This is a genomic window from Dialister sp. UBA1703 (genome assembly GCA_002320515.1).
GTDB lineage: Bacteria > Bacillota > Negativicutes > Veillonellales > Dialisteraceae > Dialister.
Window position 1 is genome coordinate 5,002 of the sequence record DCJJ01000099.1, and the last position, 17,133, is coordinate 22,134.

The following is a 17,133-nucleotide window of genomic DNA, read 5'->3' on the forward strand; positions in this document are numbered from 1 at the left end:
TCTGCGAATTAATCAGTGCTTCCTTAGTTTCAGATTTTACAATACCCGGTTGGCACCGACATACCGGTCATGCCAGTAGCCGTTCTTCATGGTAGCCACAGCTACGCCCCGGCTGCTGGTGGCGGAAATGAAATATCCATCTCCCAGGTACAGTCCGGAATGGGATACTCCCTCCTCATAGGTCTTGAAAAAGACCAAATCTCCCGGTTCCAGGGCATTCACGGAAATCTTCCGGCCGGACAGGTACTGTTCGTCTGCCCCGCGGGGAAGGATAATGCCCTTTCTGTTAAACACATACTGGATAAATCCGGAGCAGTCAAAGCCTGACGGTGTGGTGCCGCCAAACTGGTAAGGCACCCCCAGATACTTCTGGGCCTCCGTGGTAATCGCTTTCACCGTGTCGCTCATGGGGCCCGCCTTATGCCATTCCACCCGGGAATCATCAATGCCCACATAGGGAATGGAAGCATTTCCCCGTCCGGCCGGTTTGGCATGGGATGTGTACATGGTCTTTCCCATAAGAGCCTTATAAGTCACCGGCCCCACAATCCCATCGGCGGAAAGATGTTTCCTTCGCTGGAACTTCTTCACCGCATTGGCAGTAGCCACATTATAATTTCCATCGGTTCTTACCTTGAACCCATATACATTCAGCCTTTTCTGCAGATTCCGCACCTCCGGCCCCTGGGAGCCGATCATGTAATCTGCCTGTGAAATCCCTGCTGTTCCAAAAGCAAGCACGCCTGTCAGCAGCAGAACGCACAGTTTCTTCTTCATGCCTGCACTTCCTTTGACTCTTCAAAATCCATCATTCAATCTCATAGTTATCCAGTATATCATGCTAATTTCTCTATTATTTTACCACATTTTGAAGAGAATTTCCTCTATGAATCAGGGAAGCACTGATTCATTCATAGAACACTAGATTACTAGATCACTAGTACACTAGTACACTAGTACACTAGTACACCAGCCCACTACAGAATATACTCCACCGCTTCGGACAGGTGTTTGACAAATACCACGGAGTCCATAAAGGCAGTAAGGCCGCTGCTTTTGCAGAAGTCGGTCACTTCTTCCCTATTTCCTTCCGGAAGAATAAAGCGGGAGAACTTCATTTTCACCGCTTCCTTGAGTCTGGGGCCGATTTTGGAAACGGGCATGACTTCACCGGTTAGACCGATTTCCCCTAGTGCCATCAGTCCCCTTGGCAGGGGAATATCTTTTTTCACGGAAACAAGGGCCAGGGTAATGCCCAGATCCGCCGCCGTTTCTTTGACACGGAAGCCTCCTGCCACGTTGAGATACACGTCATCCGATGAAAAGGGAATGCGGGCCCGTTTTTCCAAGACCGCCAGAAGGATGATCATGCGGTTATAGTCACAGCCTGCCGCAATTCTTCGGGGAATGGCCAGCACGGAGTGGACGGTTAACGCCTGGATTTCCACCAGCACCGGCCGAAGGCCTTCCATGCAGGCCACCACCATGGAGCCGGGAGCGGAGTCGCTGCGGTTTCGGAGCATGTACCTTGACGGGTCTTCAATGCCTTTGAGCCCGTTTCCTTCCATCACGAAGAGGCCGGACTCGGCGGTGGAGCCGAATCGGTTTTTCACCGTGCGGAGCACCCGGAACTGGTAGCTTCTGTCCCCTTCCAGGTAGAACACCACGTCCACCATGTGTTCCAGAATGCGGGGGCCTGCCAGATTTCCTTCCTTGGTCACGTGGCCTACAATCATGACGGAAATATTGGTCTGCTTGGCAAACCGCACCAGGGCAGAGGTGCAGTCCCTAATCTGGGCAGGGCTTCCCATGGGGGAATCCACGCCGGAAATATACATGGTTTGGATGGAGTCGATGACCAGCATGGAAGGCTTCAGGGTCTCCGCCTCTTTCAAAATGCTGTCTATGCTGCTGCCCGCATAAATATAGCAGTTTTCATCATTCACATGGAGCCTTTCAGCCCGAATCTTCACCTGAATTTCCGATTCTTCGCCGCTGCAGTAAAGCACCCCTTCTCCCTGGGAGGCCATGGCATGGCAGATCTGGAGAATCAGGGTGGATTTGCCGATGCCCGGTTCCCCGCCCCAGAGAATGACGGATCCTTTCACAATACCACCGCCCAGAGGACGGTCCACTTCCTTCATGTGAAGAAGGATGCGCTTATCCCCATTGAAATGAATGGCTGAAAGTTTCTGGGGTTTGGCATTTCCCTGCAGATTTACGGAAAGAGAGGGACCCATGCTTTTAGGTGCCGGCGTCTCCACCCGCTCCTCCAAGGTATTCCACTCCCCGCACTGGGGGCAGCGCCCCATCCATTTCAACGTTTCCGCTCCGCAGTTGGAGCATATGTATTTCGTACGTACTTTGGCACTCATAGGAGTCTCCTTTGCTGCTTATATATTGTTTGGCTGACCGTGCCGCGGCCCTCTCTCCACGGGAAAGCGTCTCACGAAATTTTCAGTCGCCTGGGGTCCCTGCAAAATTCGTTCGCTTGCCGCCCCTCAAAGGGACGCAAAAGAGCAGTACCGGGAAGACAGGCGGGCGGCGGGGCCTATGCGGGTCGCAGAGCGGCCCCGGTTGATGTATAAAAAATGGAGCCATGCGTTATGCACAGCTCCATTATACTACATTCTACTCAAACGATTATTCTGCCTTGAAAGTGAGTTTGCCTTTTTCGTCTTTGTCTACGTGGAGGACTTTCTTGTCTTTCAGGCCGTCCTGGAGGATAAGTTCGGAAATAGGATCTTCCAGTTCTTTCTGGATGGTTCTCTTCAGCGGACGGGCACCGTATTCTACATCGGTACCATCGGCGATAATCACCTTTTTGGCTTCGTCGGAAACGTCCAGGGTGACATGGAAGTGTTCCAGTTTGCCTGCTACTTTCTTCAGCATGAGGTCTACGATTTCAGAGAGGTTTTCCGGAGTGAGGGGATGGAATACGATGATTTCATCGATTCTGTTGATGAATTCAGGGCGGAAGGTCCGTTTCACCTGGTCCATAATCATCTTTCTGATATCTTCGAAGGATTCTTTCTTTTCTTCTTTTTCACCGGAAGAGAAGCCAAGCTGTTTGCCCATGTGGCCTTTGAGGAAGTTGGACCCCAGGTTACTGGTCATAATGATGACGCAGTTGGTGAAATCCACGGTCCTGCCCTGGCCATCAGTCAGACGGCCGTCGTCAAGAACCTGCAGGAGGATGTTGAAGAAGTCCATATGGGCTTTTTCTACTTCATCAAAGAGGATGACGCTGTAGGGATTGCGGCGCACAGCATCGGTGAGCTGGCCCCCTTCTTCATAGCCTACATATCCTGGAGGTGCACCAACGAGACGGGAGACTTCATGTTTCTCCATGTATTCAGACATATCGAAACGAATCATGTTCTTCTCGCTGCCGAACATACACTCAGCCAGTGCCCTTGCCAGTTCGGTTTTGCCTACACCGGTGGTGCCCAGGAAGAGGAAGGAGCCGATAGGACGTTTCGGATCCTTCATGCCGGCCCTTGCGCGGCGGATGGCGGTGGCCACCGCATAGACGGCTTCATCCTGTCCGATGACTCTCTTATGGAGTTCGTCTTCCAGATGAAGCAGCCGTTCAGAATCACTCTTCTTCAAGTTCTGCACCGGTACGCCGGTCCATTTGGATACCACTTCTGCCACATCTTCTTCAGTAACCGTTAAATGGTCATGGTCTCCGCCTTTCCAGTCTTTCTTCAGCCCGTCGATTTCAGTCTGCAGTTTTTTAGCCTGGTCGCGGTAAATGGCTGCTTTTTCAAAATTCTGGGAAGAAACGGCTGCTTCCTTTTCTTTGTTAATGGATTCCAGCTCCTCTTCCTTCTTCTTCAATCCTTCCGGTGTAGAGGATGCTTCCATGCGGACTTTGGCAGCGGCTTCATCAATGACGTCGATGGCCTTATCCGGCTGGAAACGGTCGGTAATGTAACGGCCGGAGAGGTCCACTGCCGCTTTCAGGGCTTCATCCGTAATCTTTGCCTTATGAAAGGCTTCGTAGCGGTCGCGGAGGCCTTTCAGGATTTCCAGGGTATCCTTCGGCGTCGGTTCGCCAACCTTTACCGGCTGGAAACGGCGTTCCAAAGCTGCATCCTTTTCAATGTATTTCTTGTATTCCTTCAAGGTGGTGGCACCGATGCAGCGCAGTTCCCCTCTTGCCAGGGCCGGTTTCATAATGTTGGCTGCATCCATGGAGCCTTCGCTGGAACCGGCGCCTACCAGGGTGTGCAGTTCATCTACGAAGAGAATCCAGTCTTTGTGCTTCTTCACTTCATCAATGACTTTTTTCAGTCTTTCCTCGAATTCGCCTCTGTACTTGGTACCAGCCACCACGGAGGACATATTGAGTGAAATAATATGACAGTTTTTCAGGATTTCCGGTACATCGTTATTCACAATGCGCTGAGCCAGACCTTCCGCAATGGCAGTCTTACCTACACCCGGTTCACCGATAAGGACAGGGTTGTTCTTGTTGCGGCGGGAGAGAATCTGGATGACCCGGTTGATCTCATCATTTCTGCCGATGACCGGATCGATTTTCCCCTGTTTGGCCTTTTCATTCAGGTCCACTGCAAAGCCGTCCAGATCTCCCAGATTAGCAGATTTATCGGACTTGCTGCTGTCTTCGGAAAGGAATTTTTCAAAGGCCTTTTCCAGTTTGTCTTGCGTCACGTTGAAGCTTTCCAGGATACGGACAGCCAGGCCGCCGCCTTCATGAAGAATGGCCAGCAGCAGATGTTCCGTGCCTACATAGGAATTACCCAGTTCATTGGCCTCTTCCACAGCCATTTCCAGCACTCTCTTCGTACGGGGTGCTGCGTAGATTTCACCGGTGCTGAAGAGGGACCGACCCTGGCTGTACTGGGACAGCAGCTGTTCCACCGCTTCCACCGTAACGCCCAGGGAATTTAAAATCTTGCCGCCGGCAGTATCTTTCTCATGGGCAATACCCAGAAGAAGATGTTCCGTACCGATATAGTCGCTGCCCAGTCTGGCAGCTTCGGAAGCGGCAAATTTCCAGGCATTTTTCACGCCGTCAGTAAATCTATCTTCCATAATAACTCCTCCTTTGCTTCAGAGTTTTTGAACCATTTGGTACATCTATACGATAAAAAATCTATGCGATAAAGCTGTGAATGCACAGCGGAATTTGTGAAATCATGAATTCAAATTACAGGTCTTTCAAAACATCCCGGAGAAGGGCGGATCTCCATTTTTCAAGGCTTCCTTCATCTTCCCTGCTGCTTCGTGTGATTTCAGCCACCTGACTGTCAGGGACAAGGGAATAGAGGCGGTAGAAGGTAAGGCCGTCTTCATCGGGAATCATATCCGCATTAATGCCCATGCGGATGAGGCCTGCCAGGTAGAGAGCTTCTTTGCGGCTCATGCGCCTTGCATATTTCATAATGCCCAGCGCCCGGAAGACACGGTCTTTCAGGTCATCCTCCGAGCTTTCAAAAGTATCTTTCCAAAGATTCTTTTCCTCCGATGTGATTTCCTGGAGAATTTTATCCAGTTCCGATACGTAGTCCCCTTCACGGATTCCCAGAGACTTTGTATTTTCCAACAGGTAGAAGGGATAGCGGCTGTCTGCTTTTCCTGCGGCAGGAGAAAGATGGAAACCGCGAAGCTCCAGAAATTCGGAAAGGCTCCCTATCCTGTCGTGGAGGGAGAATCCAGGCAGAAACAGGAAGGATACTATCTTCATGCCGGAACCGGTAAACTGGGGTGATGCGGTAAGATAGCCGAATTCCCTGTCAAAGGCATAGTCCAGAATGTCCGATGCTTCCTCTGCCAGGCGGGCCGTCCTTTTCCACAGGCTGTATACCGTATTGCCGCCGGAAAAGCCCAGGAAAGCCAGATGGTCATGGACATTGGTCCTGATGGCAAGACTGCCGTCTTCATTGAGATAGAGCCGGCTGTTTCCATCCAGCGATGCAGCCCCATCAGGAAGAAATCCTTTTTCTGAGAGGATTTCCTTTTCCTGCTCATTCAATGACTCCATGCTGTAGGGAAGGAAAGTTCCCAAACCATGGTCATTGAGGTACCGCACAGCTTCATCCAGCTTTCCTGCCGCTTCTTTCTTTTCTTCATCAGGAAGTGCGGCGGGAAAGCGGGTGCTCTTTATATTTCTCAAAAGAGAAATCCTGGTAAAGATGACAGGATCATCTTTTGTAATCCGGGCCCACCGGGGAAGCTCGTTTTCCAGTATTTCCTGTAGGGTCATTTGGATGTGCCTCCTTTACCTTCCTGCTCCTTCTTATGGATTTCATCCCTTACTTTGGCAGCCTCTTCATAATTTTCATCGGCCACCAGTTTGGAAAGCCTGTTTCGAAGTTCCTTCAGCTCCGGTGATTCTTCCTTTGCTTCCGCTTTCTTCGGCTCGTCACCGCTGTAGCGATGCGCCCCCTGCATGTGCTGGAAGGCGGGGCGGAGTTTTTCCCGGAAAGCTTCATAGCAGCCGGGGCAGCCAAGAAGGCCGTCTTTTTTGAAATCCTCATACTTCTTTCCGCATTCCGGACAGGAAAGGCTTTCGATGGCCGTCCTTGCCGGACGGAAAAGAGAATTCATGAAACCGTCATTGAAGAAACTGTCAAAGCTGTTTCTGAATAAATCATGTCCGAAGAAATCCATGGACGGATGCATAAGATTTTCTTTCGCTGCGCATTCCCTGCACAGATGTTTTTCTGTTCTATGGCCATTGACGATCTGTGTCACATGGACCACTGCTTCTCTTCCATGACAACGATCACAAAGCATAGTTTCAATCTCCTTTCAAGGCCCATTCAATGCGGTGAATCATAGTCTTGGCCGCCTCCCTGCGGTGGCTTTCAGGACAATATTCAAGCATGGTACGGGTCATTGCACAAATCAGTCGGTATTCCTGACTGGAAATAATGTCATAATCAACAAGCATGCGGTAGTACCCGTCCAGGTCGTTTTCTATGGCCTCAATGCTGTTTGGATTTTCTCCCGGCCTTGCAGGCCTGCTTTTTCCTGCCCGCTCTCCCTGGGATTCTTGCTTTGAAGTCTGGGGAAGACTTCCGCTTCTGAGGGAAATCTTGATGTATCCCCCACTTCCCCTCCGGGACTCCACTACAAACCGGTCATCAGAGGAAAACCGGGTATTAATCACATAGGTAACCTGGGACGGGGCGCATTCTAACAGATCCGCCACATCCTTTCTTTTCAGCATGACCTGGTCATTTGTTTCCTTATCAAGCATTTCCAGAATGAACTTTTCAATTCTGTCTGACAGCATTGTATTATTCATTTAACACTCACCACTTTCCATAACCTCTCTCAACTTTCGAATCTATTATATCGCCATAATGTCAAATAGTCAATAAGTAAAATCAAAAATTTTACTTATTGCTTTCTTTGCATTCCATGAAGATGAAATCATTCGTAAATTCCGTATATATTCACATGAATTTCCAAGAAAAAAGCCTCTCCCGCAGAGGGAAAGGCTTCAATTTCTTGACTATTTATTTTGTCTTTTGACTTTTGTGAAATGAAATTACAGGAAATTGCTGTCCGATTCTTCTACCCCCGCTTCGGCAAGAGCGGAAAAGATAATGGATGAGGAGAATCCCCGCCTTGCCAGGAAGGAGGCTGCCTTTCTGTAATTTGAAAGGATGGAAGGCAGGGCCTTTGCCCGGCTCCTAAGCACACGGCAGGCATTATCCCTTTCTTCCTCTTCCGGGATACGGTAGGGACAGGGAAGACCCCGGGCCTTCATTTTCTGCAGGATATAGGTATTGCCGTAGCAGCGGCGGTTTCTGAAAGCACGGAATACATCCTCCGCCAGGCTTTCATCATCCACGTAGCCGTAATGCTTCAGCCGGCTCACCGTATTTTCGATTTCATCCTGGCCATAGCTCCGCTCCTTCAGCTTCCGCCTCATTTCCATCTCACTCTGGCCCCGATATTTCAACAGGTGAAGAGCTGCTTCATAGCAGCTTCTGTCACTGCTCTTCCCCGTCCTGTTCCGATAATACGCCATCTTCGAAATGGTCCGGTTCTACAACAAGGGTGTCGCGGATAATCTTGTCGATTTCCGCTGCCACATCGGGATGCTCTCTCAGGTAAGTCTTGGCAGCCTCCCTGCCCTGGCTGATACGGCTTCCCTTATAGGAGTACCAGGCGCCGCTCTTCTGGATAATGTCCATATTCACCGCAATATCCAGCAGGGTGCCTTCCTTGGAAATGCCTTCGCCATACATAATATCGAATTCCGCCACCTTGAAAGGCGGAGCCACCTTGTTCTTGACCACCTTGGCTCTGGTGCGGTTGCCAATGACTTCGGTACCGCTCTTAATAGCTTCAGCCCTTCTGATTTCAATGCGCATGGAAGCGTAGAACTTCAGGGCCCGGCCGCCGGTGGTGGTTTCCGGGTTGCCGAACATAACCCCCACCTTTTCGCGGATCTGGTTGATGAAAATCACAATGGTCCTGGATTTGCTGATAATGCCGGTGAGTTTTCTCAGGGCTTTGCTCATGAGGCGAGCCTGGAGGCCCACGGACTGGTCGCTGATATCCCCTTCGATTTCCTGCTTCGGCACCAGGGCTGCTACGGAGTCGATGACCACGATGTCCACAGCGCCGCTTCGTACCAGGGATTCACAGATGGAAAGGGCCTGTTCACCGCTGTCCGGCTGGGAAATCAGGAGATCCTTCGTATCCACGCCCAGATGATGGGCATACATGGGATCCAGCGCATGTTCTGCATCAATGAAGGCAGCCACGCCGCCCAGCTTCTGGGCTTCTGCAATGGCATGGAGAGCCAAGGTGGTTTTACCGGAAGATTCGGGGCCATAGATTTCGATAACCCTGCCTCTTGGATAGCCGCCTACACCGACTGCAATATCAAGGGCCAGGGAGCCGGTGGGAATGACATCAATGTCCAGCTTGTCCCCCATATCCCCCAGACGCATAATGGAGCCTTGTCCGAATTCCTTTGTAATCTGGTGCATGGCACTTTCAAGGGCCTTTTTCTTTTCCGGGCTTAATTCTGTTTGGTTTGCCATGGAAATCCTCCTTATGAAATGGGAAGGAAACCTTCCTAACTTATTGAATCTTTATTCTTATTTTACTATTCAATGGTACATGCCACAATGGGGTGAGGTGTATGGATCCAGGGTTTCAACAGAGTCCGGAAACATTCATGCTCATACCGGCATGCAGCTTTGCGTTATTTTGTTGGAACCTATATATGAAAAATGTCTAACCGTTCTTCCCAAGTTTCACTTTTTTTCCATACTGCAGCAGGTAGTACAGTGCTTTTTCCGCCGCTCCGTAACGTACGCTTCTTCGGGAGCCGAAGAACTGCTCTCTGTGCACTTCCGTTCCCCAAGAGCCTGCAATACCGATATACACAAGGCCGGCATCCTCTCCCCTTTCCCCTTTGCCGGGGCCGGCGTAGCCGGTGGTGGAAACGGCTATATCGCTTCCGTAGAGGCTGCGGGAGCCTTCTGCCATCTCTTCAGCCACAGGAGCGCTGACGGCAGTGAATTGGTCAAGGTCTTCCTTCCTTACGGAAAGCACCTTTTCCTTTGTTTCGTTCCAGTATGTCACGGCGCTTCCCTTGAAATAGGAGGAGCTGCCGGGGTTGTCGGTCAGGAATTTCCCGATCAGGCCGCCGGTACAGGATTCCGCCGCGCTCACCGTCAGTCCTTCCTTCAGAAGGAATTCATGAAGATCATGGAGTACATCCCCCTCCAGATGGTAACGGGAAACAGGCATCCTTTTTTCAATTTCACCTGCCGTCTTTTCGATAAGGGCCATGGTTTCTTCTTCATCCACCCCTTTGGCAGTCACTCTCACCGCCACATAACCCGGTCTAGCCAGAAGGGCGATGGTGGGATTGGACTGGGCCCGGAGCAGGTCCCCTATCTTTTCTTCAATTTCCGCTTCCGTCATATGGACAGCAGAAAGCACAAGGGAGCGGATGATCCCCTGGGAGCCCAGCTTCCTGTCAAGCCAGGGCATAACCTGGTTTCTCATCATGGTTTTCATTTCAAAGGGCGGCCCAGGAAGATGGATAAGGATTTTGCCTCCCTTTTCCACTGCCGAGCCGCTGGCGGAGCCGGCCTCATTGAAGAAGAGATGGGCTCCCTTTGCAAACCAGGCCTGCCGGTCCAGAGAGGGCAGAAAAGGGCGGTGTTTATCTTCATAGTATTTCCGAAGCCGCTTCGATTCTTCTTCCACATGAACATAGGGAAGGTCCATCACCGAAGCTCCTGCCTTCTTTGTAATGTCTCCCAGAGTGGAGCCCAGACCGCCGGAGGTAATGACAAGGTCTGCCCGGGTAAGGGCATGGCGGAATGTTTCCTCCATGCGGGAGGGATTATCCCCTACGGTGGTCATATAGGCCACCGTATAACCATGTTCGTTCAGAAAGGATGCCAGCCACTGGGCATTCTCATTGGCAATCTCCCCAAGGAGAAGCTCAGAGCCGGTGGTCACGATTTCAGTAATCATAGATTTCCCCGGAAATTAAATTCTTTCCGCAATGAGATCGTAGGCGTAGCCGTCTACAATTTTAACTTTTACAAAATAGCCGGGTTTTAAATCTCCCGGATTATCAATGTACACATTGCCATCCACTTCCGGCGCCTGGAAAGCGGTGCGGCCCTTAGCCTGCATATGGCCTTCGCCGTCATCCACCAGTTCTTCCACCAGGGCCTCCGTTTCCACGCCAATAAGGTTTTCATTATTCTCTTCGGAAATACCGGCCTGGATGGCCATGAGCTCATGGTACCGGTTTTCCTTCACCTCTTCTTCAATCTGGTCTGTCATCCGGGCTGCCGGTGTTCCCTCCTGGGGAGAGAACTTGAAGGCCCCCATATCATCAAAACGGACTTCTTTGATGAAATCGCAGAGTTCTTTGAAATCCTTCTCTGTCTCTCCCGGGAAGCCCACCATGAGGGTGGTGCGGATGGTCATGCGGGGAGAAGCGGCACGAAGCTTATGGAGAAGGGTTCTGATGCTTTCAGAAGAATCCCTTCTGTGCATGCGCTGCAGCACAGGATCACTGATGTGCTGGAGGGGAATATCCACGTATTTGCAGATTTTGTCTTCCGTAAGGATCACATGAAGCAGCTCGTCATCAAAATAGGTGGGATAGAGATAAAAGAGACGAATCCATTTCACCCCTTCAATCTTCACCAGTTCCCTGAGAAGGGCGGCCAGACTGGTGCCGTTCTTTAAATCCCTGCCATAGCAGGAAAGATCCTGGGCAATGAGATTGAATTCCCTAGTGCCATTGGCAGCCAGTCTCCTCACTTCATGGACAATGGAAGGAATGGGCCGGCTGTGCATGGGACCCCGTACATAGGGAATGTAGCAGAAGGTGCATCCATTACTGCAGCCCTCTGCGATTTTCACATAGGCAGAATACTTGGGCGTCAGAGTCTGCCGGGGGATGAGTTCCTCATTGGCACAGGGGGTGGTATCAAAGCTGAATACCTTTTCGTCCCTTTCATAGGATTCATTCACCGCATCCAGGATATGCTGCCAGGAATCGGTACCTATGAACACGTCGATTTCAGGGATTTCCTTTGCCAGCGCTTCTTTATACTGCTGGGTGAGGCATCCGGCGGCCACCAGCTTCTCGCATTTTCCTGTTTTCTTGTATTCCGCCGCTTCCAGAATGGTCTGGACTGATTCTTCCTTGGCAGGGTCGATAAAAGTACAGGTATTAATCATGATGACCTGGGCTTCTGACAGATCCTCCGTCAGCTCATAGCCTGCCTTTTCCATGATGCCTACCATCATTTCCGTGTCCACCAGGTTCTTGGAACATCCCAGGCTGATAAATCCGAGTTTTCTCTTCAACTGTTCGTACCTCCAAAACGTATCTTTTCACCCCAGCGGGTGAGCAGATCTTTCCTTCCTTCGTCAAAATACATTTTTTCCAGATTCCAGAAAGACAGGGAATGCCCACTGCCGTCCGGTTTCATATTGGAATCATTTACATAAACATAATAATACCCGTTTTCTTCCATTTTATCTTTGTATTCGGAAGAAGTGAGAAGCCAGTTCAAAAGCTTCTCTCCCCTTTCAGGGCGAGAAGCATCGGCGGAAATGCCGCCGCCGAAAAGATACCAGGGGGATCCGTCTTCGGGATACATAATTTCCACCGGCATTTTTTCCTTTCTGCTTCGGATGGCTTCATTCAGCCCGGAAATACCGATATCGCATTTCCCCATCCCTGCCATACGGGAAGGAGTGGACAGGTACTTGCCGTACTGCACGATCTGGTTCTGCGCCCTGCTTAAAAGTGCAAAGGTATGCTCGATACCGAAATGCTCTGCCATGCACATGAGCAGATCCTCCGCCATGTCGGCGGCAATGAAGTCAGTCATGGAAAGGCGGACGGAACTTCTTGTAAGCACCTCATCCCAGGTATAGGAAAAAGCAGGGTGCTTTCTTGCATAGTCTTCATTCACTGCAAAGACCACCGGGTCTACCCAAAGTCCCGTCCAGTAGCACTCTTCATCCTTAAAAAGATTAAGGGCCGTATCGGTCTGGGCAGAGGCATAGGGAACAAGCCTGTTATCCCCTTTCAAATGTATAAGCGCATCCTGGGATGTGATGTACAAATCGGGAGCCGGCAGGTCATCCTGATTTCCTGCTCTTAAAAGCTGGGATTTGGACTGATACACCACATTCATTTTCAGCCCGCTGTCCATATAAAAAGAATCGCCTAAAGCCTCCAGCATGCCGCTGGGCATATCCGTATACACTGTCACATATTCCGACGGATTCATTTTCTCCGCCTTTGCCTCCGCCTGCTGGCGGGCAAAGCGAAGGATGCCCCAGAATGCAAGGGCTGCCATCAGCAGAAATAGAAAAACGGAAGCCAGTCGTTTCATGGAACCACCTCTTGCCAAATTATATCATATCTGCTCCGGAGAAAGGGAAAGCATGTATCAGTCCAGGCCTTCCCGGTCTGCTGTTTCCTTTGGTGCCTCCGAAGGCCCGCCATTCTTCATGGTCTCCAAAAGCTCCTGGGCCTTCATCTTATCCATCCTGATTTCCCTTGGCTTGGCACCATCGGCAGGTCCGACGATGCCAAGCCGTTCCATGGAGTCCATCAGCCTTCCCGCCCGGGTGTAGCCGATACGGAAACGGCGCTGCAGAGCGGAAACGGAGGCTCTCTTCGTGTCCAGCACCCATTCCGCCGCTTCTTCCAGAAGATCATCCTGCTCCTCTTCATCCTCGTTCTCCGTTTCTTCCTTCTTATCCGGTACCGACAAATCGATAGGTTCGTATTTCACCGGTTCCTTTTCCTGCTCAAGGCATTCATTGCGGACATAGTCCACCACCGCTTCCACTTCTTCATCGGAAATAAAAGCACCCTGGACACGGACCGTGGTCAGGGCCCCGGCCTGTTTGAAAAGCATATCCCCCTTCCCCAGAAGGGTTTCTGCGCCTCCCTCATCCAGAATGATGCGGGAATTCAGGGCCGATTCCACCATGAAGGCTATACGGCTGGGGATATTGGACTTGATGACCCCTGTAATGACGTCAGCAGAAGGACGCTGGGTGGCAAGGATCAGATGGATGCCGGCAGCTCTGGCTTTCTGGGTGAGACGCTGGATAAGCACTTCCACTTCCTTGGCCGCCACATTCATGAGATCTGCAAATTCATCTACAATAATGAGGATATAGGGCATTTTCTTGTCCGGATTCTGCTTATTATAGCCTTCGATATTTCTCACCTTGGCACCGGCAAAGAGCTGGTACCGTGCTTCCATTTCCCGCACAGCCCAGTTCAGGGCGCCTTCGGCCTTCTTCATGTTGGTAATGACTTCGGTACGAAGATGGGGAATGCCATTGTATACAGAAAGTTCTACCACCTTCGGGTCGATAAGCATGAGTTTCACGTCTTCCGGACGGCTGTGGTAAATGATACTGGTAATAATGGAATTAATGCACACCGATTTACCGGAACCCGTGGAGCCTGCAATGAGAAGATGAGGCATTTTTGCCAGATCCGTCACCACCGGCTTGCCGGTAATATCCTTGCCTAAAGCTACCAGGATATGGCCTTTACCATTTTTAAATTCACCGCTGTCAAGCACATCCCGGAGAGGCACGGAAGCGGACTGGGCATTGGGGATTTCGATGCCCACTGCCGATTTACCGGGAATCGGTGCCTCGATACGGATATGGGTGGCCGCCAGGGCCATGGCCAGTTCGTTGGAAAGGCCTTCGATCTTGCTCACCCTCACCCCTACTTCCGGCCGTAGTTCAAACCTTGTCACCGTAGGGCCTACGCTGGCATGAATGACCTTGGCCATGACGCCGAAACTCCGCAGGGTGGATTCGATGGTAGCTGCATTCTTTGCCACATCGCTCCGGCTTTCCCCTTTGGCATTATCCGTATGGAGAAGAGTGAGAGGCGGAAATTTATATTCCGGTTTCACAATGGCCGTAATGGATGGACGGGAAGGAGTGATTTCCTTTTCGTCTTCAGCCTTTATGGGAGAGGGCGCAGGATTTTCTTCCACCGCCGGAGACGGTTCCTCTGCTGCTGCTTCAGCAAGCTCTTCCGGCGGTATTTCTTCCTCTTCCTCCACTTCTTCTCCTTCCGGGAGGGGAAATGCAGGAGGTATTTCTTCTTCCGGAAGCTCTTCCCCTTCCACCGGCGCTTCCGGTTCTTCCACCGCAGAAGAATCTTCTGTCATAGGTTCAGTAAGAGGAACTTCCTCTTCTGATTCAGCCGGCATCTCCACTGCCTGTTCTTTTTCCTCTTCCGGTTCCTCTGTTTTTTTCTTCTTAAAAATAAATTCCGTAGGCTTATCCTTCAGTTCTTCCAGCCGGGCCGCGGAACGGGCCGCATCCATGGCTGCTTTCTTCTCCCTGATTTTCTGGGCCACGCCGCCCAGCTTTTCTCCTGTTTTCGCACTGATTTTCTGGGCCCTGGTGCCCACCTTTTCAGCGCCCCTGGACAGGGACCAGTGGGTCAGAAGAAGGATATTCACCACAGAGAGTCCCAGAAGAAGGATGGTGGTACCGATTTCCCCCAGCACCAGATGAAAAAAAGCCGTCAGTCCACCGCCGGCCAGGCCGCCGTAGGAAAGGATTTCAGAAATTTCCATTTCTTTCCCAAAGGGGACATAGTAGTGATGCACAAGGCAGAGGAAAAGAAGGAATAGGCAAAAAAGCAGCCCATTTCTCCGGCTCATGGCAATGCCCCTTGCTGCCAGGGCATATTTCAATCCAAAAAGGACAAGGAACAGGGCCGCTGCGGGCGCCCCCAGACCGAAGAGGAAATGAATGCCGTCACTTACCCATTTTCCCATCATTCCCGTACTCTGGCTGAAAAGGCTGATAAAGGTAAAAATGCCAAAGCAGAAGATGATGATGCCTGATATTTCATAATTACTAGATCCATCATTTTTCCGCCGTCTGGCGGTCGTGGTCTTTTTCTTCATACTTTTCAATCACTCACTCCTGTTTCTCAGGGAGCGCTGATTCAATGGTCTGCTCTGTTTCCGTAAAGCAGACTCCGTCAATTAATCAGTGCTTCCTTTATTTCTTCGTATTTCCCAGGCCCGGGAAATAGGGGCTTCTTCCCCGTTTCTTACAGGCTTGTAATACACATGGCCCCGAAGTTCCTGTGGCAGATACTGCTGATCCACCCATCCACCGAAATCATGGGGATAGAGGTATCCGTTTCCGTGACCCATTTCACGGGCTCCGCTGTAGTGGGCATCCTTCAGATAGCCCGGAATGGACCAGTCTGCTTTCGTTCTTACTTCTGCCGAAGCGTTGTCGATGCCCATGATGGCACTGTTGCTCTTCGGTGCCAGGCAGATATAAAGCACCGCCTCCGCCAGGGGAATCCGTGCTTCCGGGAATCCCACCATTTCCGCCGCCTGGGCTGCCGCCACCGCCACGGAAAGGGCCCTTGGATCCGCCAGTCCCACATCCTCCGCCGCGCAGATCATAATACGCCTTGAAATAAAGGATGTCTTCTCCCCGCCATGAATCATACGGGCCAGGTAATGAAGGGCCGCATCGGGGTCACTGCCCCGCATGCTCTTAATGAAAGCGGACACAATATCATAATGATAATCACTGTTCTTATCATATACGGATACATGGTCCCCTGCAACTTCTTTGATTTCTTTCACTGTCAAAGTCCCCTTCATGGGAAGAAGGGAGGCGGCCTGTTCCAAAAGGTTCAATGCCATGCGGATATCGCCGGAGGCATAAGAAGAAATCATGGAAAGCACATCATCGGAAGCCCGGTAGCCATAATTACCAAGGCCCTTTACCTTGTCTGTCAAAGCGCGGCGCAGAATCTCGATTTCCGCTTTTTCAGGAAGTGCGTTCAAATGAATGAGCCGCACCCGGGACAAAAGAGGACGGTTGATTTCGAAGTAGGGATTTTCTGTGGTGACACCGATGAGGATAATGGTACCATCCTCCACATAGGGCAGGAGCAGGTCCTGCTGTCCCTTGTTGAAGCGGTGGATTTCATCAATAAATACGATGGTCCTTCTGCGATAGTACGAAAGGTCCTCCTTTGCTTTGGACACTACGTCCCTGATATCCTTCGTGCCGCTGGCTGTAGCATTGAGCTTCACAAAATGGCTGTGCGTCATCTTTGCAATCACCGAAGCAATAGTGGTCTTCCCGCAGCCCGGAGGTCCGAAAAGAAGGATGGAGGGTATGGTATCCTTCTCAATCATACGGTAAAGAAAGGAATTCTTCCCCACCGCCCCTTCCTGGCCCAGAATATCCTCCAGCCTTTCAGGACGCATGCGGTCCGCCAGGGGCGCATAGGAAACGGTCTGTCCATTGTCATAATCAAATAAAGAGTCCATAGTAAAGCAACGCCTCGCTCAAATACAAATGTTTCCCCTCTATTATCCCATGAATGGAAGGAAAAATCAAACAGATTTTCCGTGTGAAGGGGGGGGCTGCCTGCGGCGGCCCGGGTTCAGAGGGTTCAAACGGTTCATAAGGCGCACAGGGTCCTGGATTGCCCTGGAGGCAATGCGTTTTATTGCTGCCTGCAGCAGCAGCCACAACCGCATGGAGAATCTTTCCTCAGTCCAAAGGCCTGTCACACCTCAAGTCCTTAGGGAAGCGCTGATTCAATCA

General features: G+C 51.0%; 13 protein-coding genes. All 13 read right to left on the reverse strand.

What is annotated here, in order from left to right:
• Positions 1-36: 36 nt before the first annotated feature.
• The 13 genes from B2Y11_RS04790 to B2Y11_RS04850 all read right to left on the reverse strand — a co-directional run bounded on the left by B2Y11_RS04790 (position 37) and on the right by B2Y11_RS04850 (position 16,853).
• The gene (locus B2Y11_RS04790; RefSeq protein ID WP_291056856.1) at positions 37-777 is read right to left on the reverse strand and encodes an NlpC/P60 family protein; all 741 of its coding nucleotides are present in this window, start codon (positions 775-777) and stop codon (positions 37-39) included.
• A gap of 200 nt (positions 778-977) precedes the next feature.
• Positions 978-2,375, reverse strand: a complete 1,398-nt coding sequence (gene radA, locus B2Y11_RS04795; RefSeq protein ID WP_291056858.1) for a DNA repair protein RadA — start codon at positions 2,373-2,375, stop codon at positions 978-980.
• A gap of 268 nt (positions 2,376-2,643) precedes the next feature.
• Positions 2,644-5,064, reverse strand: coding sequence for an ATP-dependent Clp protease ATP-binding subunit (locus B2Y11_RS04800; protein ID WP_291056860.1), 2,421 nt, complete (start codon positions 5,062-5,064; stop codon positions 2,644-2,646).
• Between the two features lie 115 nt (positions 5,065-5,179).
• Positions 5,180-6,235, reverse strand: coding sequence for a hypothetical protein (locus B2Y11_RS04805; RefSeq protein ID WP_291056861.1), 1,056 nt, complete (start codon positions 6,233-6,235; stop codon positions 5,180-5,182).
• Complete coding sequence (locus B2Y11_RS04810; protein WP_291056862.1) at positions 6,232-6,768, reverse strand: UvrB/UvrC motif-containing protein; 537 nt, start codon at positions 6,766-6,768, stop codon at positions 6,232-6,234. Before B2Y11_RS04810 ends, B2Y11_RS04805 begins: the two co-directional genes overlap by 4 nt.
• Before the next feature lie 4 nt (positions 6,769-6,772).
• Positions 6,773-7,282, reverse strand: coding sequence for a CtsR family transcriptional regulator (locus B2Y11_RS04815; RefSeq protein WP_291056863.1), 510 nt, complete (start codon positions 7,280-7,282; stop codon positions 6,773-6,775).
• Between the two features lie 246 nt (positions 7,283-7,528).
• Complete coding sequence (locus B2Y11_RS04820) at positions 7,529-8,014, reverse strand: regulatory protein RecX (RefSeq protein WP_414630736.1); 486 nt, start codon at positions 8,012-8,014, stop codon at positions 7,529-7,531.
• Positions 7,977-9,038: a recombinase RecA gene (recA, locus tag B2Y11_RS04825; protein ID WP_291056865.1), complete on the reverse strand. Its 1,062-nt coding sequence runs from the start codon at positions 9,036-9,038 to the stop codon at positions 7,977-7,979. The genes B2Y11_RS04820 and recA overlap by 38 nt, the downstream gene beginning before the upstream one ends.
• 196 nt (positions 9,039-9,234) lie before the next feature.
• Entirely contained in the window at positions 9,235-10,491 is a 1,257-nt protein-coding gene (locus B2Y11_RS04830) for a competence/damage-inducible protein A (protein WP_291056867.1), read from the reverse strand.
• 15 nt (positions 10,492-10,506) lie between these two features.
• Positions 10,507-11,847 carry a 30S ribosomal protein S12 methylthiotransferase RimO gene (gene rimO, locus B2Y11_RS04835; protein WP_291056870.1) on the reverse strand — a complete coding sequence of 447 codons (1,341 nt, stop codon included), beginning with the start codon at positions 11,845-11,847 and terminating at the stop codon, positions 10,507-10,509.
• Complete coding sequence (locus B2Y11_RS04840; RefSeq protein WP_291056872.1) at positions 11,844-12,887, reverse strand: ABC transporter substrate-binding protein; 1,044 nt, start codon at positions 12,885-12,887, stop codon at positions 11,844-11,846. The genes rimO and B2Y11_RS04840 overlap by 4 nt, the downstream gene beginning before the upstream one ends.
• A gap of 57 nt (positions 12,888-12,944) precedes the next feature.
• On the reverse strand, positions 12,945-15,455 hold the full coding sequence (locus tag B2Y11_RS04845; protein ID WP_291056876.1) for an FtsK/SpoIIIE family DNA translocase: 2,511 nt from the start codon (positions 15,453-15,455) through the stop codon (positions 12,945-12,947).
• Between the two features lie 81 nt (positions 15,456-15,536).
• Positions 15,537-16,853, reverse strand: a complete 1,317-nt coding sequence (locus tag B2Y11_RS04850; protein ID WP_291056874.1) for a replication-associated recombination protein A — start codon at positions 16,851-16,853, stop codon at positions 15,537-15,539.
• Between the last annotated feature and the right edge of the window lie 280 nt (positions 16,854-17,133).